Source organism: Bradyrhizobium shewense (assembly GCF_900094605.1).
Taxonomy (GTDB): Bacteria; Pseudomonadota; Alphaproteobacteria; order Rhizobiales; family Xanthobacteraceae; genus Bradyrhizobium; species Bradyrhizobium shewense.
On the sequence record NZ_FMAI01000001.1, the window covers coordinates 331,064 to 357,081 of the forward strand.

The following is a 26,018-nucleotide window of genomic DNA, read 5'->3' on the forward strand; positions in this document are numbered from 1 at the left end:
TCACGACGTCGTGCGTTTTCGCAAAGCGCCTGCGAAGAGGCAAAGACGTCTGTTCCGTACGGCGGTAAATCTTAGGGATGACGTCTGAATGCCTGGACCGCTCCCAACCCGTACAGCCCCGGCGAGGATGGCGCCGCCTGCTGCCGATCCACACCAAACAGGATTGCGTTCTTCTGTGCGCCTTGGGCACCCTTGCCTTGACCCTGGTGTCGTTCGCCTGCTCTCTGCTCGGATACAATGTCACCGCAGTCGCTTTTGCCGCTTTTCTGGCTGCTTCGCTGACATTCGTCGGCGCGGCCATGGGTATCTCCGCCCAGAAAAAGGCCCATGCCGAGTTGGAGCGGAGCGAGCAGCGCTACCGCCATCTGTTCAGCCGCATGCCGATCGCACTCCGCCAGCTCGACGGCAGCAGGCTGGTGGTGCTGTTCCGACAATTGCGGTCCGAGGGAGTCAAGGATCTCGGCGCCTATTTCGACAGCCATCCGAATTTTCTCCAGACCTGCATGGAGGCACTCTCGTTTCAGGAGGCCAATGACCGCGCCATTCAGATGTTCGGAGGCGGAGGTGCCAATGGCTATGCAGGACGTTCCATGGCCGACACCTGGAAGGTGCGTCCGGATACGTTCCGTCGAGCCATGGAGTCCCGATTTCGTGGTGAAACAAACTTCGAAGAAGAAACCAGGATGGTGACCTGGGACGAGCGCGTCGTCGACGTCCTGTTCACGACGGCGCGCGTCGGCCCAATCAACGATCTCGAGATCAGTCTTGTCGGCACGATTGACATCTCGCAGCGCATTCGCGCCGAAGAGAGGCTTCGGCAGGTACAGGCGGAGTTCGCGCATGCAGCGCGCGTCTCGATACTCGGTGAACTCACCGCTTCAATCGCCCACGAGGTAAACCAACCCCTGGCGGCCATCGCAACCAACGGCGCTGCGGGGTTGAGATGGCTGAGCAGGCCCGTCCCTGACCTCGTCGAGGTGCGTAGCGCAATCGAAAATATGATTGCCGATACGCGCCGCGCCGCGAACGTCGTGGCGCGCGTTCACGGGATGGCGTCCCGGAAGGCGCCGGAGCCGGCACGTTTGACGGTCGACGACATCGTCCGGGAGGCACTTGTCTTTCTTCGACATGAGCTGGAATCCCATGCAGTGACGATCCTGCACCGGCCTGATCCGTCGGCCCCGCAGGCACTCGGTGACCGCACCCAGCTTCAGCAGGTCATCGTCAATCTGGCAATCAACGCCGTGCAGGCAATGACGCAGGCCGGACGCGACGATCGCCGCATCATCATCACCACGACGATGCAGGACCCCAGCACCTTGTGCTGCTCCGTGGAGGACAATGGTCCCGGTATCACCACCGAACATGTCGACCGGTTGTTTGAAAGCTTCTTCACGACCAAGGAGAGCGGCATGGGCATGGGACTGCCCATTTGCCGATCGATCGTCGAGGCGCACGGAGGCCGGATCGGCGCCGATAGCCACGGCTCGGAGGGCGGCGCTCGCTTCTGGTTTACGCTGCCGATCTCGACGGCCGCGCCTTCGTCGTAATCCGGCCTCAGTGCCGGCGCGTGACCGCAATCTGGCGGCTGCTACCCTCTAAGGCTGGCTCGCGGTCGAACGCACCAGGCGAATCGGGATGCCCTTGAATGACGGCGTGAAGCTGATGGGATCGCGGGCATAAAGCGGCACCAGCGGATTTGTCTCGGGATAATAAGCGGCGCAGCAACCGGTCGGAAAGGAATAAGCCACCACGCGGAAGTTACGTACGATCCGTTCCGCGCCGTCGGTCGATACGGTTATCAGATCGATACGATCGCCATCGGCAAACCCGCGCTTCTTCATCTCGTATTCGTTGAGGAATACAACGTCGCGCTGGCCGAAGACGCCGCGATAGCGGTCCGACATCGAGTACAGCGTTGTGTTGTACTGGTCGTGGCTGCGGATGGTGCTGAGCCACAGGAAATCGGGATCGCCCTGCGCGGGGTCCTCGCCGCAGCCTTCGAAGACGAGAAAGTTGGCCTTTCCGGACGGCGTCGCCCAGATCCGCTCCCGTGCCGTCGAGGTGAGATGAAAGCCGCCGGGAACGCGGATGCGGGCGTTGTAGCCCTGGAAAATCGGAAAGACCGCCTCGATCGCGTCGCGGATGAGGTCGTAATTTGAAACGAACCCGTCCCAGTCGACCACTGAGCGCTCGCCGAGAGTCGCCTTGGCGAGCCCCGCGACGATCGCGACTTCGCTAAGCAGATGCTCCGATGCCGGCTTGTTGCGGCCGCCGGAGGCGTGGACCATCGACATGGAGTCCTCGACCGTTATCGACTGCGGTCCCGCTTCCTGGATGTCGATCTCGGTGCGACCGAGGCACGGCAGGATCAAGGCAGAGCGGCCGTGGATCAGATGGCTGCGGTTGAGCTTGGTGGAGACGTGGACGGTCAGGTCGAGCTTGCGCAAGGCCGCCTGCGTCGCCTGCCAGTCCGGGATAGCCGCGGCGAAATTGCCGCCCATTGCGAAGAAGACCTTCACCTCGCCGCGGATCATCGCCTCCAGCGCGGTGACGACGTTGTGCCCCGGCGCAGCGGGCGGCTTGAAGCCGAATCGCCGCTCCAGGCGATCGAGGAAATCCGCCTTGGGAACCTCCGTGATCCCCACGGTCCTATCGCCCTGCACGTTGGAATGACCGCGGACCGGACAGACCCCGGCGCCTTCGCGTCCCACATTGCCGCGGAGGAGCGCGAGGTTGGCGATCTGCTGCACATTATGCGCACCGCGCTGATGCTGCGTGATGCCCATGCCGTAGACGAGGATGGCACGATCCGCCTTCATATAGGCGGCGGCCGCATATTCCATGTCCTCGCGCGTCAGGCCGGACTGGCGTTCGATGTCGGGCCATTGCGTGCGCTTGAGGTCGTCGATCAGCGCTTCGATGCCGGCGGTGTGCCCGCGAACGAAATCCCAATCCAGAATCTCCGGCTGCTCGGCAGCACGGGCCGCTTCGTCCGCTTCAACGAGGACCTTCATGATCCCCTTGAGAACCGCGACGTCGCCGCCAACCCGCACCTGGAACAGCTTCGAGCTGATCGTGGTCGAGCCCAGAGTGATCATCTCGATCGGACTCTGCGGCGCCTGGAAGCGCTCCAGTGCCCGCTCGCGGAACGGATTGAACGAGATGATCGACGCGCCGCGGCGGGCTGCGTTGCGCAGGCTCGTCATCATGCGCGGGCTGTTGGTGCCAGGATTTTGGCCGAAGATGAAGATGCAGTCGGCCTTGTCAAAATCCTCGAGCAGCACGGTGCCCTTGCCGACACCGAGCGATTGCGGCAGACCGACGCTGGTCGCCTCGTGGCACATGTTGGAGCAGTCGGGGAAATTATTGGTGCCGTATTCGCGCACGAACAGCTGGTAGAGAAAGGCGGCCTCGTTCGAGGTCCGCCCGGACGTATAGAACTCGGCCATATTCGGGTCCGGCAGCGCCTTCAGCTCTCGGCCGATCATGTCGAAGGCATCGCTCCACTCGACCGGGAGATAGCGGTCGGAGGCGGCGTCATAAGCCATCGGATGCGTGAGCCGCCCGACCATTTCGATATCGTAGTCGCTCCAGGTCGCGAGCTCGGTGACGGTATGCTCGGCGAAAAACTCGGGCGTACAGCGTTTGGACGTCGCCTCCCAGGCGATCGCCTTGCCGCCATTCTCGCAGAACTCGAATGACGAGGTGTGCTTCGGATCGGGCCAGGCGCAGCCGGGACAGTCGAAGCCCTCCGGCTGATTCATGCGGCTCAGCGTTGCCGCCCCCTTCAGCGGCACCCGCTGCACCAGCAGGGCTTCGCTCAACGCCTTCAGGGCTCCCCATCCGCCGGCAGGTTCACGGTAGGGACGAACCGATTTCGTGGTCATCTCGATGTCTCTCGATGTGGCAATTCGCCAGTCAGTTAAGGGGCGCGACGGCAGAGGCGTCTTTTCAAATCGGAATTCGAATTTCTCAATTGCACAGGTTCGGACCAGACCGGCCGGCTGAAGCAGTCAGTGCATTCCGGAAAAAGGAACGTCGTTCCCGGAAGCTGAGCCGGCACCCAGAAACTAGGCTGGTGTCTGGAGCCCATCGCGACGCAGGGCTCGCGACAATTTTCAGGAGCAATCGAACATGTTCTCACGACGTGATTTGCTGGCGATGTCGGCGGCGGGCGCCGCCATGGTCGGTTCCAGCGCGCAGGCCGCAACCTTCGGCAATCCGGACGAGCCGCCGCAAGGCGCCGTGAACGCCACGAGTCCTGGAAGCCTGACCGATCCGGGTCCACAGAACCCAGCGCTCGCCAGCCAGTTTCCTTCGGCGCAAACCCCGCCCGCAACCGACGTCGGCGGCCTGCCGATGGATTGGGCCTCGTTCAACAATGCGCCAAGACGCATCCAGGACGGCGGCTGGGCGCGCCAGGTCACTGTCGCGGATTTCGCCATCTCGAAAGAGATCTCCGGCGTCAACATGCGGCTGTCGGCCGGTGGCATTCGCGAGCTGCACTGGCATCAGGCCGCCGAATGGGCGATCATGACCTACGGAACTTGCCGCATCACGGTGCTCGACACGCAAGGGCGCCCCTATGTCGCCGACCTCAAATCCGGCGACCTCTGGTATTTTCCGCCGGGCGCGCCGCATTCGCTGCAGGGACTGGGTCCCGACGGCTGCGAATTCGTGATCTGCTTCGACGACGGCCATGCCAACGAATTCAACACGCTCCTGGTGACGGACTGGTTCGCGCACACGCCCCCCGAAGTGCTGGCGAAGAACTTCGGCGTTCCGGCTAACGCTTTCGCCAAGATTCCGCTTCACAACCGCTGGATCTTCCAGGGCACTGTGCCCGGCGATCTCGCCGCAGATCGCGCGGCCGCCACTAGGCACGCTGAAGCGCCGCCCTACCCCTTCGTCCACTCGCTGGCCGGCTCGGCTCCAGTCAAGGAGAGTTCGGCCGGGACCATTCGCGTCGCCGATAGCACCACCTTCAAGGTAGCCACCACCGTCGCCGCAGCGCTGGTGACGATGCCGCCGGGGGCCGTCAGGGAGATGCACTGGCATCCGAATGCCGACGAGTGGCAGTACTACATCAAGGGCAAGGCGCGGATGACCGTGTTCGATACCGGTCCCAATGCTCTGACGACGAATTTCGCCGCCGGCGACATCGGCTATGTCCGGCGTAACCTCGGTCACTATGTGGAAAACATCGGCGACACCGAGCTGCAGTTCGTCGGCGTATTCCGCGCACCTCGCTACGAGGAGGTGTCGCTCTCCAACTGGCTGACGCATACGCCGCCCAAACTGGTCGCCCAGCATTTCAACATCGACGAGAAGCTGATCGCGCAATGGCCGGACAACAGCCCCGGCATCATGCCGAAATCCTGAACAAGGGGTCCGAACGAATAAGGCGCCGGAAACGGCGCCTTATTCTTATCCTGGCGAACACCATCCTCGCGATGAGCGCCGCCGTCAGTAGTGATCAACCGCGGAGACGGACTTGCCACGAAAGATGCGATAACCGACCGCCATATAGAGCAGCATCAGCGGGAAGACGAACAGGCCGGCGCCCCAGAACATGAACGCGAGACTCGCATGAGGAGCTGCGGCCTCCTCGATCGTGACGACGAACGGAATCATGTAGGGCCAGAATGAGAGGGCGAGCGTTCCGAACGCCGCCACGAAGATCAGCGACACCATGTGAAACGGCCAGTAGTCGTCGTGGTTCAGGATGCTCCTGGCGAGCACTGCGGCCGCACCGGCGCCGATCAGCGGAAACACGAACAAATAGGGTCGATCGATCCATCGGTGCAAAATCGGAAGATGCTCGGCGAGCGCATGGACGAAGACGATGACCAAGAATGCGAGCACACTTATCGCGAGCGGCGGGATCTGGCGCCGCGCCATGTCCCGCACGGGACCCTCGCTCTTCCGCACCAGCCAGCAGGCGCCGAGCAGCGCATAGCCGAAGCAGAGGCCGATCCCGCACAGGACGGCAAAGGTCGTCAGCCAGCCGAAGGTCCCGCCGGTATAGTCCCCGTTCGAGAATGGCAGTCCTTCCACGATCGCGCCCACCATCGCTCCCTGCATGAAGGATGCGGCAAACGAGCCTGTCGCGAAGCAGACATCCCAGATCCAGCGCGAGCGTGATGCCTTGCCACGAAATTCGAATGCCACTCCCCGCAGGATCAGTCCCAGCAACATGACGACAACCGGGATATAGAGAGCCGGGAGCAACATCGAATAGACCAGGGGAAACGAGCCCCACAGGATCACACCTGTGACGATCAACCAGGTTTCATTGCCGTCCCAGACCGGGGCGACGGTGCCCAGCATGGCCTCTCGTTTGGACTTGCTGCTGGTCAGGCCGAACAGCATGCCGACGCCGAGGTCGAAGCCGTCCAGAAGCAGGTAGATCAGGATACTGATGGCGAGAAGCGCAACCCAGAACATCACCATGCCTATTCTCCCGCTTCGAGATAGCTGCGCGTCGTCGGCAACTGGTCGGCAAGCGACATCGGCCGATTGGGCGCCGGGATGTCCAGCGGCTTGCCGCCAAGTCCCGGCGGGCCGGCCCGCAGCAGCCGATAGATGTAATAGGTCCCGAACGAGAAGATGAAGGCGTAAACCGCGACGAACAAGATCAGCGACATCATCGCGGCGGAGGCCGTGAGGAACGGCGTCACGGCATCAGCAGTCCGCAGCACGCCGTAGATCGTCCATGGCTGACGGCCGACCTCCGCCGTGTACCAGCCGGTGAGGATCGCTATCCATGGCAGCGGAAAACTGAGGAAGATACCCCAAAGCAAGAGGCGGCTGCGCTCGAGGCGATGCTTCAGGCCGAGCCAGGTCCCGAGCCAAGCCAGCCCCAGCATGACGAGGCCGCAGCCGACCATGATCCGGAAGGCGAAGAACGGAATCAACACGGGCGGCCGATCCTGCGGCGCGAAGCTGGTCAGGCCGACCTCCTTCGAAGTCAGGCTGAGGCTTCCGATGATGCTCCCGAGGATCGGAATTGATATGGCGTATTTGTTCGACTCCGTTCCCGAATCTGGAATCGCGATCAGAACCTCCGAGGCGGGCTGCTCGTCGTGCCAACGAGCTTCGATGGCAGCGAACTTGGCCGGCTGAAGGTCGTGGACATAGTCGCCGACGAGATGCCCGATGAAGAGCTGAACCGGAAGCAGCACGGCAGCGAGCGCAAGCCCCATGCTCAGCATGACCCGGGCCTCCGCACGATAGGTCCGCCGCAGCAAATACCACGCGCCGGTTGCCGCGACGCAGAACGCGCCGGTGAGATAGGAGGCGAGCAACATGTGCGGAAACCTGACCCAAACCACCCGGTTAAAGATGATCTGCGCCCAGTCCACGGGCACGAATTGGCCGTTCTGCATGACATAGCCGGTCGGCACCTGCATCCAGCTGTTGTTCACCATGATCCAGAACGCCGAAAGCGTCGTTCCAAGCGCCACCATGGCGGTGGAGAACAGGTAGAACCAGGGTGGCACGCGCGTCCGCCCGAAGATGAGGATGCCGAAGAAGCTGGCTTCCAGCATAAAGGCGGTGAACGTTTCGTAGGACAGAAGCGGTCCCTGGATCGGCCCCGACATCTTCGAGAGCACGCTCCAGTTCGTGCCGAACTGGAACGCCATCACCACCCCCGAGACGACACCCATGCCGAAGGCTACGCCGAATATCTTCAGCCAGAACTCGAAGAGGATCCGGTAGACGGGTTTGCCGCTATATTGGTGCATCGCTTCGAGCACAGTGAGCCAGGCGGCCAGCCCGATCGTAAAGGCCGGGAAGATGATGTGAAACGAGATAGTGAAGGCAAATTGCAGCCGCGATAGAAGAAGGGCTGTCAGATCCATCGGAGACTCCCGTTCGCTCAGGCTCGCTTCGCCGCCCACGGCACGCGGGCAGCCGGCTGCTGGATGTTGTCGACCTTGACAGGAAGACTAGACACCGCATCGGGCGCCCGCTTCCTCGAACGAACGTCCTTTTGTCGAATGGCATGTTGGGTGCCTCGGGCTGGCGGGCGACGACCGCTGCGCATGCCGATGGCGGGAAATCATGGCTCAGCTTCGGGGCGGAGGCGATGCCGGCGACAGAGCCAGAGGACGCATATCGACGAGGCGATCGGCAAGGCAAGACTCCACGCGCCGAGCAACCGCGTTGTGCAGCCGCCGACGGCGGCCCCCAACAGGAACATCAGGCAGAGCGTCAGCATGGCGCCTGTGCCGCGCGCGGCCTCCCGATCGGTTGTCACAACGAACTGATCGATGGCGCGAAGCATGTTGCCAGTGACCGTGACGGAGAGATACTTCCAGCGCTCGACCTGCCTGAAGCTGGCTGACTGCAGCGCGGCAGCAAAGACATTCCGAGAATCGCGACCGCAGTCGGGATGCGATGAAGCAGCAGCATCACCGCGGCCAGGACAACGATCTCACCGGCGAGACAGAGCAGCGGCGCACGAATGCGGATCGCCAATGAAGCGCCCAGGAGGAAGCCGGCGATCGGCACGAGGTGATGGGCCGCATGTTGCCCTTGTCCGGATGCGGCGTAGAGCCCGAGAAAGACCACATTGCCGGTTTGCGAGCTTGCGAAGACGCCGCCGAGCGAGAGCCAGGTGAAGGCATCGAGATAACCGCCCGACATGCTCAGCAGCGCTGCGACGAGAAGGGATTGTTCCGAAACGTAGACCCCGGTGTCCGTCCCGGCCACCGGCTCCCGTGCTGCAGCCTGCACCGCCATTGTCGTCAGCCCTCCCGGTCAGAGGTCCGTGCGCGAGGCGGCATCTTCGGGCAACAGAACACGGTGCGGATGCGTGAACACGCCATACCCGTCGTCGCGAGCGATCGCGACCAGCGTGATTCCGGCCTCGTCCGCGGTCTGAATGGCGAGCGCAGTGGGCGCGGAAACGGCCACGACCACCGGCACGCCGATCATGGCGGCCTTCTGCACCATCTCGACCGAAACGCGGCTGGTCAGCAGCACAACACCATCGCCCGCCGACCTGCCCTCGCGCGTGATGGCGCCAGCGAGCTTGTCGAGCGCGTTGTGTCGGCCGACGTCCTCCCTGATCGCAGCGATACCGAGGCACGGATGCCAAAGGGCCGCTGCGTGGACGGCTCGCGTCTGCTGATACAGGATCTGAAGCGGAGACAGCGCCCGGATGGCCGTCAGCAAGTCCTCTCCTGAGAACGTGGCACCCCGGTCGGCCACGCGCGACGGTGCACGGCGTGCCTGTTCGAGGCTCTCGATGCCGCATAGTCCGCATCCGACGGGGCCGCTGATGGCCCGGCGCCGCGCAGCCAGGGATGCCGCACGGTCGCCATCGAGCCACATCCGCACCTCGATCCCGAGTTCGTTCGGGACCAGATCGATATCCCTGATCTCGCCCGGATGCTCGACGATGGCCTCGGTGAGGCTGAAGCCGACGCCGAAATCCTCCAGGTCCGCCGGCGTTCCCATCATCACTGCATGGGTGGAGCCATTGTAGGTGAGTGCGATGCCGGTCTCCTCGGCAACGAAGCGCGAGGTAGACCTCGTGTGACCACCGCGCCAAGCGATCTCCTGATGCCGCGTGAATGTCGAGCTCGCGATCATGGCTCACACCACCGCTGGCTGGGCCGATGGACGGGAGGCGCGGCTCCTGAGGGCCAGTCCGAATGCGATGAATCCCCATATCAGCTCGCCGACACCCAGCGCAACGAACCAGCCCCATTTTCCAGCAATCGCGTGAATGGCCCTTCCGAGCGATGCCTTCGAGTTCGAGATATCCGTCATGGTTTGACCCTTGTTCGCAGGACCGGTCCGCCGGCCATGAAGCAAAGCCTAGCGAAACCGGCCAGCAGCAATCTTTCGAGGACGCAGCGGTATTAGTTCATCCGTACGGTGCGGATCGGTTTGCGCGATTCACGACCAACGTGGGAGGCTCACGACGGTCGTGGTGCCTCCGGGTCCGGCGTGAACATCGACCGTCCCGTTCAGATGCTCGAGAAGTGCCTCGACGATGGCGCGCTCCTTTTGCTGAGGCCGTGCCTCGTCAGACGAGCCGTTGTCCGTGATGGAGCATGCGACTGACGTAGTCGTCACCCACATTTCGAGATCAATCGCGCCAGTTCCGCCGTGAGATACGCGGCCCGCCGCACTGGTAACCAGCTCGAAGACGATCATCCCCAGCAGCCAGCAACGCTCGGAGCTCATCTTCAACGGATGCAGCAAGAGCGAGAGCGAAATACCCTCGCCTTCGAGGCTGGAACGGCTGATCGAGCGGCATAATTGCTGAAGATAGGCCGCCAGATCGACGATCGTGGTGAACTGCGGCATCTGTAGCGCGTGATGAAGCCGCACGTGACTTTCCAGCCGTTCCTGCAGGGAAGCGAGCGTCGCCCTCCCTTCCCTCGCGTCGCAGCGACTGGCGGCCTTCGACACCAGATCAATCGCCGACGCAAGCTCGTCGTCGATCCGATGCGCGAACTCTCGCAGCAGCAGGCGCTCCGCCGTCATGCCGCCGTTCGCCGAGAGCTTCGAGAGGCTGCTCATCCTTCATCCGCCTCCTGGCCGAACGGCACGACCGCGCTTACGAGTTCGGCCCGTTTCGGCCGGTCTCATACAGGAACCAGACGCGCCGCTCCGTTTCGTCGATCCAGTTTTCCAGGAGACTTGCGGTCGCGACATCGCTGTATTCGTCGCAAAGCTCGTGCACCCGGCGCATTTCCCGGGTCAGCTGCTGGTTGTCGCTGCGCAGCTCGGCGAGCATGTCTAGCGGATCGACATAGTCCGCATCGTTGTCGAGAATGCGCTGCTCGCGCGCGATGTGACCAATCGAGCGCAGCGTGGTCCCGCCGATCTTGCGCGCGCGCTCGGCGATGTCGTCGGTCATGGCGAAGATCTGATCGGCCTGCTCGTCGAGCAGAAGGTGATAGTCGCGAAAGTGGCTGCCCGATACGTGCCAGTGGAAGTTCTTGGTCTTCAGGTAAAGCGCGAAGACGTCCGCCAGCAGCGCTCTCAGCGCGGCTGGAACGTCCCGGTTCGCGTTAGCTCCGAGATCGGTCGGGCTCTGGAGGTCTGCTTTGGTCATGGTCGGTATCCTTGATGGAGGTATGGACATCTAGGCGCCCCTCGCGCCAGTGGTCTTTCCTACCTGAAAGACCATTCTCGAATTGCACGCGCGCGACGGCCTGCCGGCGCGCAGCCGGTTCATTCCACGGGGGTCATCCTGTCCCGCGACGGCAGAAGCGAGATCGTCCCGAATACGCCGTCGCGGCGGATCAGTGCATGAAACAGCGCCGCCGCCAGATGCAGCAGCACGAGGGCAAAGAACGTGAAGCCCAGATAGAAATGGGCGTTCCAGAGCAGCGTGTGCACGCCGTCGCTCTGCGACAGCAGCGCCGGAATCTGAATCCCGCCGTAGAGGATGACCGGATAGGCCGCAGCCCAGAGCATGCCGAGACCAAGCAACGGCATGACGATCATCAAGCCATAGAGGAGTTGGTGAGACAATCTCGCCCCAAGCTTCATGCTCCATGGGAGATCGGCCGGCAACGGCGGGGCACCGTAATAAAGCCGCAGCGCCAGCCTGATCAGGACGAGAGCGAGGAGAGCCACCCCGAGCGTCTTGTGGATCAGGACGAGAGGCAGATATTTCGGCGCGACGGTTGATACCATGCCGGCACCAATGAAGAGCATGGCGAAGATGCACGCCGCCATGAACCAGTGCACCAGCCGCTGGATCAGGGCAAAACGACGGGGAGCGTCGGTCATTGCTGCACGGCCTCGGTTCGCGGATAGTCCTTCGCCTCGGCCGCACGCAAATCGTAGGATCTGCGATACACCGATGAGCGTGCCGCCGGGAATGGGTCATCCGATACCCGTATGCCCTGCGGAAGGACTGTCGGATCGAAGTTGATGTCACGGCACGGGCCATCCCGCTCCGGCTCGATCCGCTGCACGACGAGCGTTCCGACCTGTACCGCGCGGCGCTCTTCCGGCCACGCCCTGCTCGGATCGGCAGTCGGATCGCCCGGTTCAGCCACGGTCGTGACCATGGTCCATCGTTGCGGGCCAGCAGTCCGAATCCGTTCCTCGATCTCCTGCTCGAGGACATCCGGGCCGGCCTTTTCAAGGTCGGCTTGCGAAACCGGAATCCGTTCCGCCGCAGGCCGTAGCGACCATCGTACGACGCGCTCGTCGCCCTTTGCATCTACGAAGACGAAGCTGTCGAGGCTGTTATAGGGCTCTTCCGCGTAACTGCCCGTCCAGGGCGCCGCCTTGGCCCAGGCTGCGAAAGCGGCAAATTCCGGATTCGCCTGACTGAACGCCTTCATCGCCTCCGGATCCTTCTTGCCGGACGCAACCAGCAGGTCGTGAAAGGCCTGAGGTGTCGAAACCGCAAAGAACGGCGGGTTGATCATCGCCATTCTCCACTCCTCGCCATCTGCTGCCGAGATCTGAAGCCCCATGCCGCGCACGCGCACGGTCGCATCTACGGCGTTCGGATCGGCCGTGCCGAGGTTGAAACGCCCAAGGACCGGATAACGGCCCTGCACGAAGACCTTCGCGCGGGAGAGTTCCACACCATTTCCATTCGCCTCGAACGCGCCGGTGAAGCAGATTCCCTTGGCATGATTCCTTCGGTGTCCGAGGGGCGCACCGCTCGGGGGAGTCAGCGCCGCGATCATCCGCTCCGGAGTGAGACGCCCCGGCGAGAGCCACCCTGCCGTATATGCGAACGCAGCAGCGCTGCCGCCGACAACGACCGCAATCAAAACGAGCGACCCAAGGCCCGGACCCTTTAGTCTACCTGGCTGATTCATCAAGTCTCCTTCCACCGCTCGAACTGTCCGGCGATCCAACGCGCGCAGCGCTCGGCTCGAACGACACAGAGTCGTTTTAGCGGGTCGCCGTGGCACCGATCTTTCCAAACATACCGTCAGTTTCGCGAAGGCACGTCCGGACTGCCGGTTTCAAATATTCCGGCAATACACGCGGAGCGGCTTCGGGCGTTCTGGAAATAATTCGTGCGTTTTGAAAATCGATCGCCGCGCTCGAAAGACCCGTGCCGCGCGAGGCGCTATTTCAGGTGCTTTCCGCACAGAGAGGCAGCGCCCGATATCTGGGGAACGAGCGGTATCGCGACGGTGGTGCCGTCTTTGCGGAGTACGGAATGCATTGGGGACCGAATGAGCAAGGTGATCGTCGTCACAGGGGCAGCAAACAGCATCGGACGGAGCACCTGCAGGGAACTGGTGCAGGCCGGCCACACAGTCTACGTGTCAGCGCGGGACGCGGCCACCGCCAAGGACATCGGAGCGGATCTCCACGACCATGGCACCGGCCTTTGCGTCATCGAGTTCGACCTCTCCTCAGAAAGCTCATTGAACTCGGCCATCGAAACCATCATCGCCGAAAACGGCGGCCTCGACGTGGTCGTGCACAATGCGGGCCAAGTGGTTTACGGCCCGACCGAGGCCTTTACGCCGCAGCAGCTCGCCGGGCTATACGAGACCAACGTGCTGAGCGCACAGCGCCTCAATCGCGCGGCACTACCGCAATTACGCAAGCAGGGCCAGGGCCTGCTGATATGGATCACGTCGAGCAGCGCGCGGGGCGGCGCCGTACCTTTCCAGGGAGTCTACGCGTCGTCGAAAGCTGCCCTTGACGCACTGGCGCTCTGCTATGCCGGCGAGCTCGCACGTTGGGGAATCGAGACAACCATCGTGGTTCCCAGCGCGCTCGGACCCGGCCATTACGTTCGCACCGGCCGGCCGGCGGACACCATGCGAGCCGAAGAATACGCAGATGGTCCGACCGCCGACGTGAGCGAAACCACGTTGGCGGGACTTGCCGAGCTTTCGCCCCGCGATCCTGCTCCGCAAGACGTCGCTCGCGCAATAACCGACGTCGTGAACATGCCGTTCGGGCAGCGTCCGTTGAGGGTGCATTTCGGACCCGACGATGATGGAGCTGCAGCCGTCGACGCAGTCGCCGACGGGAAACGCGCGGAACTGCTCCACCGGATCGGACTGGCGGATATTCTCAAACCAGCGGTCATCGGAGTAGAATAGCCCGTCTCACGCACACGGAGGCAAGCCGATGAGCGAGCTACCTGAAGCATCAAGGCCGAGGGGCGCCCACGCCTATGGTACGGAGTTCGCCGACTGCTTCGGGATGCCCGAGCCGCCGACGCATGTTCACCGCACCTTACGCCGCGGCCTTCTTGCGGTCACCGAACTCCGGTTCGACCAACCCATCGAGCAGAGCGCCTCATTGGGATATGACGACGCATTCCTCGCATCGGTATTTCTCAAGGACATCACCGATCACGAATGCTGGTACAATGGCCGTCCCGTCCAGGTCGAAAGCTGGGACGCTGGCAAGACCTACATTTTCGATCTGAGACAGGATCCGCGAGCACTCGTGCGCGGCCCCTCTCACGTCGTCCATTTCTATCTTCCGCTTGCAACGCTCAATAGCTTCGCCGAGCAGAACGACAGCGGCGCGGTCTCGGAGCTCGTCCACAAGCCCGGCATCGGCGGCGACGACGGCGTGATGAGACATCTTGCACGAGCCGGCCTGGCCGCCTTGAGAGACCCGCATGCGACGACTAGCCTGCTGCTCGACGAGCTGTTGAATGCGGCATGTGCACATGCGCTCGGGCGCTACGGCAGCGCGCGCTTCCTATTCCCCCGTGCCGCGGGACTTGCGCAATGGCAGGAGCGACGTGCAAAAGACATGATGAGTGAGCGCATGGACGTCTCGCTTTCCGAATTGGCGCAGGAGTGCGGCCTGTCCATCACCCAGTTCGCACGCGCTTTTCGCTATTCGACCGGCATGTCACCGCATCGATGGTTGATTGCGCAGCGGGTAAGCGTGGCCAAGAACTTCCTTGAACAGTCGAACCTCACATTGACGGAGATTGCCACGCTGTGCGGCTTCTCGAGCCAGAGCCATCTCAATGCGGCTTTCAAGCAACACGCCGGCCTAAGTCCCGGACGGTGGCGCCGCACTTTCAAGTCATGATCTCCCGAAGGCCGGACCTTCTGGTGCGTTTCCATAATCGAAGGTCGTTTTCTGAAAAAAACTCCGCGAACTCGTGAGAGCACCCTCGCCAAAGTCGAGGTGGTATGCCGCGCTGGCGATCCTTTACCGGGATACAGACGGATGCTACGTTCGCGGGCGCGACCGGGTTCACACAGCTTGGTGCACTTCCCAGTCATAGAACGTGACGAGTGCTTTGTCGGGTCAATATCCCCAAAATGGCCTCCTGTTGGCGAACCAAGAACACGACAATCCCTGCCGGCGCTGCGATCCAAGAGAGCTCCGTCCGGAATACCTTCGTTTTCGGGCCGTTTCGCCTCGACGCCCTGCAGAGGCGGATCGAACGAGACGGCAGCCCGATCCAGCTGTCGGCCCGCGCATTTGACATCTTGCTCGCGCTGATCCGGCAAGCCGGCAATGTGGTCCGCAAGAGCGATTTGATAGCGAAGACCTGGCCGGACGGCGGTGTCGACGAGAACAGCTTGCGTGTTTATATCGCAGCACTCCGCAAGGCGCTCGGAGACGGCCATGCCGGCGCCAAATATCTGACCACGATTTCGGGACAGGGTTACTGTTTTGTTGGTTCGCTCTCGAGCCCGGACCAGCAAAAACCCGCGCCCGCTCGATCCAATTACTCCCACAATTTGCCGATCCATCCGCGGCAGTTTGTGGGGCGCGAGCAGAGCGTCCAGGACATATCGGACAGACTCAAGGCCCAGCGTTTTGTCACGGTCGTCGGCCCTGGCGGCATCGGCAAGACGACGGTCGTGGTTTCCACGGGCCACGCGCTGCTCGCGGAATTCGCCGGTCAGGTCTACTTCGTCAGCTTCGGCGAGACCAGCGATGCCGCTCTCGTACCGGCCATCGCGGCGTCTTCGCTTGGGCTGGCGGCGGGGCCTAACGATGCCGCCAGCAGCCTCGTCGCCTTCCTGCGTGACAAGCGCATGCTGGTCATCCTGGATTGCTGCGAGCATGTCATCGAGGCGGCGGCGTCATTGGCCGAACGGCTCTACAAGGAAGCGCCGGATTTGCACATCGTGGCCACCAGCCGGGAGCTCCTGCGCGTCGAAGGCGAACACACATACCGCCTGTCGCCCATCGCGAGCCCGCCCGAGAAAGCCATTCTGACCGCGGCGAGTGCACGCGCCTATCCCGCCGTCGAGCTTTTCGTGGAGCGCGCGACTGCAGCCGGCGGCGAGTTTGCCTTGACGGATGCTAACGCGTCCGACGTCGGCAACCTCTGCCGCCGGCTCGACGGCATCCCGCTTGCGATCGAACTCACCGCCGGTCACGTGGGCACCTACGGCGCCGGAGCCATGGTCCAGCTTCTCGACAATCAGTTCAATCTGTTGTGGGAGGGACGGCGCACCGTACTGCCCCGGCACCGGACGCTGCGCGCAACGATCGAATGGAGCTACAATCTTCTGTCCGAAACCGAACGCGTCATTCTCGGCAGGCTTTCCGTCTTCGTCGGCGGCTTTACCCTGGACGCCGCCCGGTCGACCGCTGGGTTCGAGGAAGACGACAACACGGTCCTGGCGATCATCGACAGCCTCGTCGCCAAGTCGATCCTTGCATCGAACACAGGTCCGCAATCGACGCGATACCGGCTTCCGGACACGACCCGGGCCTACGCACGGGATAAACTGGCTGCCAGCGCCGACGTCGAGGCGATGGCTCGACGCCACGCCTGCTACTTTCTCGCTCTGCTCGAAAAGCTGGGCGAGAGGGATTTCTCGGCCGTGGCCGATCAATTCGGTAACATACGAAGCGCGCTGGCCTGGTGTTTCTCGGCTCAAGGCGACCGTGAAATCGGCATCGCTCTCGCCACGGCGTCGATCCCGCTGTTCTTCAGGCTGTCGCTTCTGACCGAGTGCCAACTCTGGGCGACGCGGGCCATCGACGCGCTCGACCAAACGGCCGGAAGCGTGAAGCACGGTCTCGCGCTTCATGCCGCATTGGGATGGGCCCGGACGCTCGCTGGGCAATTCGACGATCTCGGCATCGCCAGTCTCAGCCCGGCGCTCGAGTTGGCCGAGAGACATGGCGACCTCCCCAGCCAGGTCCGCCTGATCGATCGGCTGCACCTGCTGCAACTCTTCAGCGGCAAGTTTGACGACGCATTGGGCACCGCCCGGAGAGGTGAGGCCATTGCGCTCAAGAGCAATGATCGAGCAGCGCTGGCCCGGATGCGCGTGGCGCTCGGCATCTCCTGCCACTATCTCGGCGATGTCGCCGCCTCTCGCTTGTACATCGAGGCGGCCTTGTCGCGTTCGGGCCTGGACGTCGACGAGGAGCTGACGCTCGATCATCCGGGCCGTGCCCAGATCACATTGGCCCGCATCCTATGGCTTCAAGGATATCCCGACCAGGCCATGGCAACGGTGCAAAAGGCCGTCGCCGACTTGATCACCGTGAACCATCCCATCATGCGCTGCAGAGCACTGCTCTGGGCGTTTGATGTCTTCTACTGGGCCGAGGAGCTGGCGAGCTACGAGCACCTCATTGACGGACTGCTTGCCGAAACTCACCAGCACAATCTCTTCGCCCTTCAGATCGTTGGCGAAGCCATGAAGGGGATTGCGCTGCTGGCACGTGGCGCAACCGATTCTGGGATCCCCATGCTGAGGAGCTCGGTCGAGAAATTGCAGTACCACCGTTTCGGCGCGGTCGCCGGCCTTTGCGTGCCGCTTGCAGCAGCCCTCTCGGCCGCCGGTCGTGGCGACGAAGCGCTGGACACGATCGACCAGGCAATCGCTCAGTCCCGGCACTGCAACTTCCTGATGGAAATGCCGGATATGCTGCGGGTAAGAGCCGAAACGCTGGCGCGGAAGGCCGGTTCGGACGTCGTGAAGGCGGAACAGATCCTTGAACAGTCCCTTGAGGTGGCGCAACAACAGGGAGCGCTGGGTTACGAGTTGCGTACCGCAATCAGCCTTGCGAGGTTATTGCAGAGGCAGGGCCGCCGCCAGGACGCCTATGCCACGCTTGCGTCCGTCTCCAACCGGTTTACCGAGGGATTCCATACGCGCAGTCTCAAAACTGCCAGGGAGTTGCTTGCCGAACTGGGACCTCCCCGTTCCGGATCGCTCGCAGCCAGTTGACCTCTTCCTGGTGGCGTCGCATGTGGCACACGCCCTGGCCTTATCTCACTCGCGCTTGAGCCCGATCGACTTGACGATGGGAGCAAGACGGGCCAGTTCGTCCTCGACGAGGCGCTGAAATTTGTCGGGGCCCGAATCGATGTCCGGCTCCAGACCTTGCGAACGATAGCTTTCCTGCAATTGCGGATCGGCCATCGCCGTACGGGTTGCCGTAGAGATCTGCTCCACGATCGTATCGGGGGTTGCTCGTGGGGCGAACAAGCCAAACCAACCGGCATATCTGAGGCCCGGCATGCCGGATTCGCTGACCGTCGGAATCCCCGGTGCGCCCCTCAACCGCTGTTCGCTCGTCACGGCGATCAGCCGTAGCTTGCCCGCTAGGTGCAACTCCAGGATCTGGCTCGACACCACGGCAATGACGGCGGAGATCTGGCCGCTCACCAGGTCGTTGGTGGCGGCACTCATGCCCCGATAGGGGACGTGGACGACGTCTGCTGCGAGACCGGATTGCAGCCTGAACATCTCCCCAACGAGATGATTGCCGGTGCCAACGCCCGGAGTGCCGTAGGAAAGTCTGCCCGGATTGGCTCTCGCAAAGGCCACCAGCTCCCGCAGGTCCTTCACGGGCAAGGAGGGATGAACCGCGAATGCAAGCGTGCTGGTAATCAGGCGATAGATGGCACGGAAATCACGAACCGTGTCGTAGGCAGGCTGCATCGAGGACAACGGAATCAGCACCTGAGTGCTGCCATTGCCGAGCAGAAGCGAATAACCGTCGGGGGCGCTCTGCGCCACCGCGGCCGAGCCGATCGCGCCGCCAGCGCCGCCGATATTCTCGACGTAGATCGGGCCCAGCAGCGACGCCATCCTGTCGGCCCAGGGACGGCCTATCTGATCACCAGCGGCGCCAGCCGTATAGGGAATGACCAGCTTGATGGGACGGGAGGGATAATCGTCGGCGGCAGCACAGCCGGGCCATGCGGCCAGCGCCGTGATACGCGCCGCCCTATCGAGCAGTTCTCGGCGTGAAAGGAGGGACATCTTCTGTGTATTCGGGACCGTGCTGGTCATCTTACACGAATGAAGGGCCTTGAAAATCCGCGCAGGGAGATCGCTGCCCTGCACCGTGCAGGCGACAAAGCGCCGCAGCGTCGCAATTCGCGTTCTCAGCAGCCGCGGCAGATCGATCCTTCGAGCATCTTCTCGAGCTGGGCGTCGTCCTTGTCGATTGTCGGGTCCGTGCCGAGCAACGGCCGCTTCGTCGCGCGACTACCGCTCTCGGACGATGGCAGCGCCGTGCCGAGCGAGTTCGTCCCCGGCACAGCGGCACTCGAGCCGAGTGCCCCGCCGCTCGTCATCGACATGTGCGAACCAATGCCGCCACGCGCGGACGCCGCGCCTGAGAGCGCAAGGCAGGCGACGATGCAGAGAAACGAAAGCTGTCTCATGGTCCACACTCCACGCGTTGCATGACTTGCATCTAGAACTGGACGCCGCGCGGAAACTGACCATGCACGATCGCGCGATCAATTATGACATCGGTGACAGAACTCCGTTTCGACGGCGCACTAGCAATCATCGACGGCGCAGCCATCGCTGACATTCGATCATCGTCTCGCAAGAGTGATGCATGTCCAGCGAGCTTTGCCGACCGCGCTGCTTATATAACTTGGTATATAAGACACTTCCGGAAACGCCACCAGCCGAGCAGCGATCCCCGCCAAGCGACTCTCCGCACACACCAAGAAAAGGAGAATCGCTATGAGTGCATTCAAGATCCTGATAGCCGCGACACTGATCTCAACAGCGACGGCATCGTCAGCGTCCGCGGCCTGGTCCTTCGCCGACCAGGAGCCCGCTGCCTTTGCCTCGATGTATCCCGATCGCGACGTGCTGAATGGCGGCGCGTTGACTCCGGCGGGACGCATGGGGCTCGAACGTCCCGGCGGCGCCGCCCCCGTGTTCGGCGCGGTTCACGTTCACGACCACCACTGGCGCCAATGAGACAAGAACGATGTCTCGGGCGCGACCGATCGGAAGCGACAGTCCTTTGCTGAAATCCTCGGAATCCATGCGTGACCATGACTTCGTGCAAAGACGAAAATGATCGTTCGATTGATACTGCCCATCCGACGTTCGCATCCACATGTCTGGCCAGCGAGCCGAGACGTTCCCGGCGTCGCTTTGTCAAGGAGACCTGCAATGACTACACTGAAACTCTTTTCCGCCGGCTTGATCGCCGCGGCCATGGTTGCCTCCCCCGCGATGGCTCGCGAAGGCAATACGAACGCGCGGCGGACGAATGTCGACGCCTACGCCTCGACGCAACGTATTCCGGTCACGGCCAAGCGCGGCTGCGTGAGGGCTCCGGACGTCGGCGCCTACGCATCCGCGCCATGGCGCCGTCCGCCCTGCGAGCCGACATCCGGCTACTGATTGCGCGCACTGGACGACGCCCCCTCGGCACAAGGCAACTGCCGGTGCTGAGCTGAAAGGATCGCACGTGGTCACGGGCTTTTCTGTCTCACGGATGGAAGGAAGAATGGCAACTCTCCCTGAAGCTGCCATTCTTCCTTCCGGGATCGACAAATATCGAATTGTTCGCTACGCCGCTGCCGCCGCCCGGCGACCGGCCTCAAGGAAGAAGCCTACCGCTATTCAGCAATTCGACGCGGCAGGGCTTCCGTCAGCATCCCGGCGGCAGGATCGGCGACACTCCCGGCGTTGGCGCGGCACCCGACGCATTGGCCGGTAACACTGTCGCAGGCGACGCCAGGTTCATCGAAACCCCTTCCATGCAGGCGGAGCTGTTCGGACTAGGCACGACGGCATTTGGATCAATGCCAGTGCCGCCAGCCCCGCTGGTGTCCTCCAGGATCGTCCCAGGCACCGGATTGGCCGGCACTTGCGGGATCGAGAGCGGCAGAGACGCAGCACTCGTCGTCTGCCCTCCAGGCGTCGAACTGCAGGCGACCGTCGTTCCCGCTCCTGCGGGCGCAGCCGCAGGAATTGTGCCCGTGGAGCTACTGATCTGCCCCATGACCGGCAGTATTGGAGCCACACTGCCCGGCGTCGGCAGGCCCGTGCTCGATACGAGCGGTGTCGCCGGCGCCAATGTCGGAGAATTCGACGGCGGCGCGCAGACAACAACCGTACCCGGCGTCGTCGGATTAGAGGCGAGCGGAACCGGCGCCAGCGTCGTATCGGGTGCGCCGGGCTCGGTCGTTGCGGAAAACGGGCCAGGGCTATTGAGCGGCGAGATGACGACAGCCCCCGGCACGGTTGGAAGACTCATTGCCGTGCTCCCGGTCGTTGCCACCTGGGCCTCGCTCGGAAGACAGCCTAGCTGCAGGACAATCAGCGCGGCGGGTACGATCCGGATCATGCCCGTGCCCCCTAGCTCGCGTCTTGCTGGCGAATGGCGACTTTGCTGCCCTCCGCCAGATTGACCGCCGGATTGAGCACGACCTGCTCGCCAGGCTGCACGCCGTCGCGCACTTCGACCGACGTACCGAAATCCCGCGCGATCGACACCTTCTGCAGATGAACGGTGCCATTCCGCACCACCACTACGTGAAGTCCGTTTTGATCGAAGACCAGCGCATCGGACGGGACCGTCATCGATGGCGTCTTGCGCGGGATCGACAGCTCGACCGTGCAATAGATGCCAGGACTTAAGGCTCCATCCGGATTCGGGACGTCGATCTCGGTCAGCAGCGTTCGGCTTCCCGGCTGCAACGCGGTTGCGATGCGCGTAACTTTGCCCGGAAACGTTCGGTCCGGAATCTCGGGGACGCGGATCTCGGCATCAACGCCCGGCGCGACTCCGAAGGCCTCGTCCTGTGGAACGAACACCTGCGTTCGGATCACGTTGGAGTGCATCAGCGTGAACATGAAGGTCGATCCGGCCTGTACCAGGCTGCCGTTGTCCACATTGCGCTGCGTGATCACGCCGTCGAACGGCGCCACCACGCGCTGGTAGGCCTTCTCCTGCTGAAGAACGCGAATCTGCGCTTCCTGCGCCGTGATGTTCGATTGGGCCACATTCACGGCCGCCTGCTGGGCACGCAGTGTGAGACGGTCGTTGTCACCCTGTTGTGCCGTCAGCCAGCCTTGCTTGACCAAATTGCTATCCCGCGCATTGGTGACGTCGGCAAGCTCCCGGCTCGCCTGCGCCTGCTGCAGCGAGGCCTGGTTCTGCGCCAGCGTCGCCTGGGCCTGCGCGATCTGCTGGTCGAGCTCCGGCGCGGTGATCTCCACGAGAAGGTCGCCCTTCTTCACCCGATCGCCGATATCGACGTAGCGCTTCTCGATATAGCCGCTGGTCCGCGCGAAGATGTTTGCCGCCTCGAATGCCGTCGTCGTCGCAGGCAAGTTGACCTTCATGATGTCGCCGCTGGGGCGAACCGTGGCCACCCGAACCTCCGGAACGGCGGTCCTGCTCTGCTCTGTCACTGCAGCGACGTCGCGCGCGGCCTGATAGTGCCGCCAGCCGCCGATACCAAGACCGCCTGCGAGCAGCAGGAGCACACCACCTCCGAGCAACACGCCGCCGTAGCGGCGCTGCGGCCGCCCGCCCTTCCCGGGCAATTCCACGATCCGGCAGCTCTCTGCATCAGGCCGGCCTCTTGCGTCGTCATCATCGGTGCGCGCGCGAACATCGCTCATTTCGGTATCTCCTCGAATACGCCGTGATGAGGCCTGCCATCGTTGCGCTTGCGCAGCATGGCGAAGAGATAGGGCACGATCAGCAATGTCGTCGGCGTTGCAAACAGCAGCCCACCGATAACAGCACGCGCGAGCGCCGCGTTTTGCTCCTCGCCCGGGCCTCCGATCGCCATCGGGATCATGCCCACGATCATCGCGGCGGCCGTCATCAGGACCGGACGGATTCGCGTGCGACCCGCGCTCAACGCAGCCTGGAGGGCCGAGTGCCCCTTCAGCTGTTCGTCACGCGCGAAGGTCACGAGCAGGATCGAATTGGCGGACGCAACCCCGACCGCCATGATCGCACCCATCAGCGAAGGCACGTTCAACGTCGTTCCCGTGATGAACAGCATCGTCACGATACCGCAGAAGGTTGCCGGCAGCGCCAGGATGACGACGAAGGGATCGCCGAAATTCTGGTAGTTCACGACCATCAGCAGATAGACCAGGATGGCTGCAAACAGCAGCCCGATCCCGAGATCGCGAAACGACTGATGCATGCTCTGGATCTGGCCCAGGACCTGGATCGAATTGCCGGGCTGGAGCTGCTTCTGCAGCGTCGCGGTCACCTTGTCGATATCGGCCGCCACGCTGCCGAGATCGCGGCCCTGTACGCTGGCATAGACGTCGAACACCGGCTGGACATTGGCCTGGTTCAAATTGGTGGGCACGGTGCCCCGCTTGAACGTTGCGACGTTGCTGAGCAGGCCCGGCACTGTCTGCCCGCCCGCGGCGAGCGAGGCCGAAACCGGTGTGTTCCCCAGAGCATTGAGCGAATTGGCCCTGTATTCGGGGGTCTGCACAGCCAGGTAGTATGGAATGCCTGACGTCGGATCGGTCCAGAAGTTCGGCGAGACCTGGGCCGACGAGCTGAGGCTGACATTGATGTTTGTCGCAACCGTGCTGGCATTGAGCCCGAGCTGCGCAGCGCGGGTGCGGTCGATGTCGGCGTAGAATGCGGGAGCGTCGACCTCCTGCTGAAGATGCGCATCGACGATCCCGGGAACTGCCGCCAGGCTCTTCTGCACCTGCTTTGCCACCGCCAGATTGTTGGCGCCGTAGCCGGCCGTCCGGACGTCGATCTGCGCCGGCAGGCCGAAGTTCAGGATCTGCGTGACGATATCGGCCGCCTGAAAATAGAAGAGGTCCTCGGGAAATGCGGATGGCAGCACCTGGCGCAACTTCTTGACATAATCCGCGGTCGGCCTGTGTCCGTCCTTGAGCGATACGAGAATGGTGCCGTCGTTCACCCCTATCGTCGAACCGTCGGTGAATGCCAGATTATAGGGACGCGCCGGGAGTCCGATATTGTCGACGATCAGTGCCCGGTCCTTTTCCGGAATGACTTCGCGGATCTTGTCCTCGACCGCCTGGAAGATCGCCTCTGTGTGCTCGATGCGGGTGCCGGCGGGTGCGCGAACATGGAGCTGGATCTGGCCGCCGTCGATCAATGGATAGAAGTCCCTGCCGACGTAGATGAACATGACGCCTCCGAGAGCCAGCATCAGCACGGCCATCACCGGGATGATGCCGCGGCGCCGAAGCAAAACCATCAGCAGATCGGAATAGCCGTCGCGCAACCGCCCGAATCCACGCTCGAACATGGCCGAGGCCATCGCGAAAATCCCGGACCGACTCTCGTCCTTGGAATGTCGCCGCTCGCTCTTCAGCAGCAGACCGATCGTGATCGGTGTAAGCGTTCGCGACAGCCCGTAGGACGCTAGCATCGCGAACACCACCGCCAGACCAAGCGGCGTGAAGAGGTACTTGGCCGGTCCCTGCAGGAACACCACCGAAGTGAACACGCAACTGATCGCGAGCGTAGAGACGAGCGTCGGCACCGCGATTTCGGCTGCGCCATGCAGCGTTGCGTCCGACAGCGGCATCCCCTCCTCCGTCCAGAGCCGATGCGTGTTCTCGATCGTCACCGTCGAATCGTCGACCAGTATGCCGACCGCAAGCGCGAGTCCCCCCAGCGTCATCGTGTTGAGGGTCTCTCCGAGAAAATGCAGAACGACGAGCGAAGACAACATCGCGAGCGGGATCGAGATCAGGACGACGAGCGTCGACCGCCATGATCCCAGAAACACCAGGATCATCAGCGCCGTGAGGCCCGCCGCGATCGCGCCTTCCCGCAGCACGCCGTCGACCGAATGAGTGACGAAGACAGATTGATCGAACAGCTCATTGATCTTCAGCCCGGCAGGTGCCGAGGCGCGAATCGACTTCAAGGCATGCTTGACACCGTTGACGACGGCAAGTGTCGAAGCGTTGCCGTTCTTGATCACGCTGAGCAGAACCGAACGATGACCGTCCTCGCGCACGATGTTCTGCTGCACCTGTGATCCGTCGCGGACCTGGGCAACATCCTTCAGCAGGATCGTGGCGCCATTCGCGAACTTGACCGGGATCATATTGAGATCCTTGATCGAGGCCGGTGTCGCATTGGTCCGGACGGTGTACTGGATGTCGCCAATCTTCGCCGTGCCGGTCGGCAGCGTCAGGTTCTGGGTGTTCACTGCATTGACGATGTCGAGCGGCGTCAATCCGCGCGACAGCAGCTTGTTCGGATCGATGTCGACCATGATCTGGCGATACTTGCCGCCCGCAGGCGTTGGCAGCGTCACCCCGGGGACGGGAGCCAGCTGCTGGCGGATCCGGTAGATGCCGAAATCGTATAATTGCTGTTCGTTCAATTTGTCGGACTCGAGGCTGAGCTGTAGCACCGGCACGCTCGAGGCATTGAACTGCACGATGACCGGCGGCTGAATACCCGGCGGCATCAAGGCGCGGATCGCGTTCGTCGCCGAGACGATCTGCGAGATCGCGAGATCGAGATTGACGTCCGGCTGGAAGTAGATCTTCTGAACCGACAAGCCGTTGAGCGTTTGCGCCTCGATGTTCTTGATGCCGCTGACATTGGCGCTGATCGAATACTGGCTGTACGTGCTGACACGCTGCTCCATCTCCGGGGTCGAGAGGCCGGTGTAGCTCCAGATGACGGTGACGACGGGAATGCGGATCTCGGGAAAGATGTCCGTCGGCATTGACCAAATCGCGATGCCGCCGAGAAACAGGATCAGCGCCGCAAGCACGTAGAACGTATGCGGAAACCGCAGCGCGAAGCGAACAATTCCCATGATGACTTCTGCCTGAAGACAATTG

At 62.7% G+C, this 26,018-nt stretch carries 23 protein-coding genes; 7 read left to right on the forward strand and 16 right to left on the reverse strand.

The genetic code is table 11. The annotated features are described in order from the left end of the window. Positions 1-206 precede the first annotated feature (206 nt). Positions 207-1,550, forward strand: a complete 1,344-nt coding sequence (locus GA0061098_RS01425) for a sensor histidine kinase (protein WP_245323148.1) — start codon at positions 207-209, stop codon at positions 1,548-1,550. A 48-nt stretch (positions 1,551-1,598) separates the two neighbouring features. On the opposite strand, the gene GA0061098_RS01430 is transcribed toward GA0061098_RS01425, so the two are convergent. Then, positions 1,599-3,890, reverse strand: a complete 2,292-nt coding sequence (locus tag GA0061098_RS01430; RefSeq protein WP_091952638.1) for an FdhF/YdeP family oxidoreductase — start codon at positions 3,888-3,890, stop codon at positions 1,599-1,601. 247 nt (positions 3,891-4,137) lie between these two features. On the opposite strand from GA0061098_RS01430, the gene GA0061098_RS01435 reads away from it, so the two are divergent. Then, positions 4,138-5,385 carry an oxalate decarboxylase family bicupin gene (locus GA0061098_RS01435; RefSeq protein WP_091952639.1) on the forward strand — a complete coding sequence of 416 codons (1,248 nt, stop codon included), beginning with the start codon at positions 4,138-4,140 and terminating at the stop codon, positions 5,383-5,385. Between the two features lie 84 nt (positions 5,386-5,469). Here the strand turns inward: GA0061098_RS01435 and cydB are convergent, their stop codons facing one another. From cydB to GA0061098_RS01480, 10 genes are all read right to left on the reverse strand, one after another. Then, positions 5,470-6,456 carry a cytochrome d ubiquinol oxidase subunit II gene (gene cydB / locus GA0061098_RS01440; protein ID WP_091952641.1) on the reverse strand — a complete coding sequence of 329 codons (987 nt, stop codon included), beginning with the start codon at positions 6,454-6,456 and terminating at the stop codon, positions 5,470-5,472. A gap of 2 nt (positions 6,457-6,458) precedes the next feature. Next, positions 6,459-7,868: a cytochrome ubiquinol oxidase subunit I gene (locus GA0061098_RS01445; protein WP_091952643.1), complete on the reverse strand. Its 1,410-nt coding sequence runs from the start codon at positions 7,866-7,868 to the stop codon at positions 6,459-6,461. A 200-nt stretch (positions 7,869-8,068) separates the two neighbouring features. Next, positions 8,069-8,359 (reverse strand): DUF1275 family protein, encoded by a 291-nt coding sequence (locus GA0061098_RS45930; protein WP_245323149.1) that lies wholly within the window; start codon positions 8,357-8,359, stop codon positions 8,069-8,071. Beyond that, the gene (locus GA0061098_RS01450; protein ID WP_245323134.1) at positions 8,263-8,751 is read right to left on the reverse strand and encodes a YoaK family protein; all 489 of its coding nucleotides are present in this window, start codon (positions 8,749-8,751) and stop codon (positions 8,263-8,265) included. The genes GA0061098_RS45930 and GA0061098_RS01450 overlap by 97 nt, the downstream gene beginning before the upstream one ends. Positions 8,752-8,769: 18 nt before the next feature. Further along, positions 8,770-9,606, reverse strand: coding sequence for a formate dehydrogenase accessory sulfurtransferase FdhD (gene fdhD, locus GA0061098_RS01455; RefSeq protein ID WP_091952645.1), 837 nt, complete (start codon positions 9,604-9,606; stop codon positions 8,770-8,772). A 3-nt stretch (positions 9,607-9,609) separates the two neighbouring features. Next, positions 9,610-9,786, reverse strand: a complete 177-nt coding sequence (locus tag GA0061098_RS45935; RefSeq protein WP_245323135.1) for a hypothetical protein — start codon at positions 9,784-9,786, stop codon at positions 9,610-9,612. 129 nt (positions 9,787-9,915) lie between these two features. Continuing rightward, a complete protein-coding gene (locus GA0061098_RS01465) occupies positions 9,916-10,545 on the reverse strand; it encodes a histidine kinase dimerization/phosphoacceptor domain -containing protein (protein ID WP_091952648.1) in 630 nt (209 codons plus the stop codon). A 37-nt stretch (positions 10,546-10,582) separates the two neighbouring features. Further along, positions 10,583-11,083: a Dps family protein gene (locus tag GA0061098_RS01470; protein WP_165637092.1), complete on the reverse strand. Its 501-nt coding sequence runs from the start codon at positions 11,081-11,083 to the stop codon at positions 10,583-10,585. A gap of 119 nt (positions 11,084-11,202) precedes the next feature. Continuing rightward, positions 11,203-11,766, reverse strand: a complete 564-nt coding sequence (locus tag GA0061098_RS01475) for a cytochrome b (protein ID WP_091952650.1) — start codon at positions 11,764-11,766, stop codon at positions 11,203-11,205. Next, on the reverse strand, positions 11,763-12,818 hold the full coding sequence (locus GA0061098_RS01480) for a catalase family peroxidase (RefSeq protein ID WP_091952652.1): 1,056 nt from the start codon (positions 12,816-12,818) through the stop codon (positions 11,763-11,765). Before GA0061098_RS01480 ends, GA0061098_RS01475 begins: the two co-directional genes overlap by 4 nt. A 366-nt stretch (positions 12,819-13,184) precedes the next feature. On the opposite strand from GA0061098_RS01480, the gene GA0061098_RS01485 reads away from it, so the two are divergent. The 3 genes from GA0061098_RS01485 (at position 13,185) to GA0061098_RS01495 (ending at position 18,146) form a co-directional block, all read left to right on the forward strand. Further along, positions 13,185-14,069, forward strand: coding sequence for an SDR family NAD(P)-dependent oxidoreductase (locus GA0061098_RS01485; RefSeq protein ID WP_091952654.1), 885 nt, complete (start codon positions 13,185-13,187; stop codon positions 14,067-14,069). Between the two features lie 28 nt (positions 14,070-14,097). Next, entirely contained in the window at positions 14,098-15,024 is a 927-nt protein-coding gene (locus GA0061098_RS01490) for a helix-turn-helix domain-containing protein (RefSeq protein ID WP_091952657.1), read from the forward strand. Between the two features lie 236 nt (positions 15,025-15,260). After that, positions 15,261-18,146 carry an ATP-binding protein gene (locus GA0061098_RS01495; RefSeq protein ID WP_129590801.1) on the forward strand — a complete coding sequence of 962 codons (2,886 nt, stop codon included), beginning with the start codon at positions 15,261-15,263 and terminating at the stop codon, positions 18,144-18,146. A gap of 45 nt (positions 18,147-18,191) precedes the next feature. Here GA0061098_RS01495 and GA0061098_RS01500 read toward each other — a convergent pair whose 3' ends face one another. Together GA0061098_RS01500 and GA0061098_RS01505 are read right to left on the reverse strand one after the other, a co-directional pair. Then, complete coding sequence (locus GA0061098_RS01500; protein WP_091953882.1) at positions 18,192-19,187, reverse strand: Bug family tripartite tricarboxylate transporter substrate binding protein; 996 nt, start codon at positions 19,185-19,187, stop codon at positions 18,192-18,194. Between the two features lie 125 nt (positions 19,188-19,312). After that, entirely contained in the window at positions 19,313-19,594 is a 282-nt protein-coding gene (locus GA0061098_RS01505; RefSeq protein ID WP_091952660.1) for a lipase chaperone, read from the reverse strand. Between the two features lie 313 nt (positions 19,595-19,907). On the opposite strand from GA0061098_RS01505, the gene GA0061098_RS01510 reads away from it, so the two are divergent. Both GA0061098_RS01510 and GA0061098_RS01515 read left to right on the forward strand, forming a co-directional pair. Next, positions 19,908-20,150 carry a hypothetical protein gene (locus GA0061098_RS01510; protein ID WP_028142517.1) on the forward strand — a complete coding sequence of 81 codons (243 nt, stop codon included), beginning with the start codon at positions 19,908-19,910 and terminating at the stop codon, positions 20,148-20,150. A 198-nt stretch (positions 20,151-20,348) separates the two neighbouring features. Continuing rightward, a complete protein-coding gene (locus GA0061098_RS01515; RefSeq protein ID WP_038947981.1) occupies positions 20,349-20,582 on the forward strand; it encodes a hypothetical protein in 234 nt (77 codons plus the stop codon). A 250-nt stretch (positions 20,583-20,832) separates the two neighbouring features. On the opposite strand, the gene GA0061098_RS44680 is transcribed toward GA0061098_RS01515, so the two are convergent. The 3 genes from GA0061098_RS44680 to GA0061098_RS01530 all read right to left on the reverse strand — a co-directional run bounded on the left by GA0061098_RS44680 (position 20,833) and on the right by GA0061098_RS01530 (position 25,993). Then, positions 20,833-21,441, reverse strand: a complete 609-nt coding sequence (locus GA0061098_RS44680) for a hypothetical protein (RefSeq protein ID WP_161499966.1) — start codon at positions 21,439-21,441, stop codon at positions 20,833-20,835. 101 nt (positions 21,442-21,542) lie between these two features. Continuing rightward, positions 21,543-22,814: an efflux RND transporter periplasmic adaptor subunit gene (locus GA0061098_RS01525; RefSeq protein WP_091952665.1), complete on the reverse strand. Its 1,272-nt coding sequence runs from the start codon at positions 22,812-22,814 to the stop codon at positions 21,543-21,545. Beyond that, entirely contained in the window at positions 22,811-25,993 is a 3,183-nt protein-coding gene (locus GA0061098_RS01530; RefSeq protein WP_091952667.1) for an efflux RND transporter permease subunit, read from the reverse strand. The genes GA0061098_RS01525 and GA0061098_RS01530 overlap by 4 nt, the downstream gene beginning before the upstream one ends. Positions 25,994-26,018: the final 25 nt, after the last annotated feature.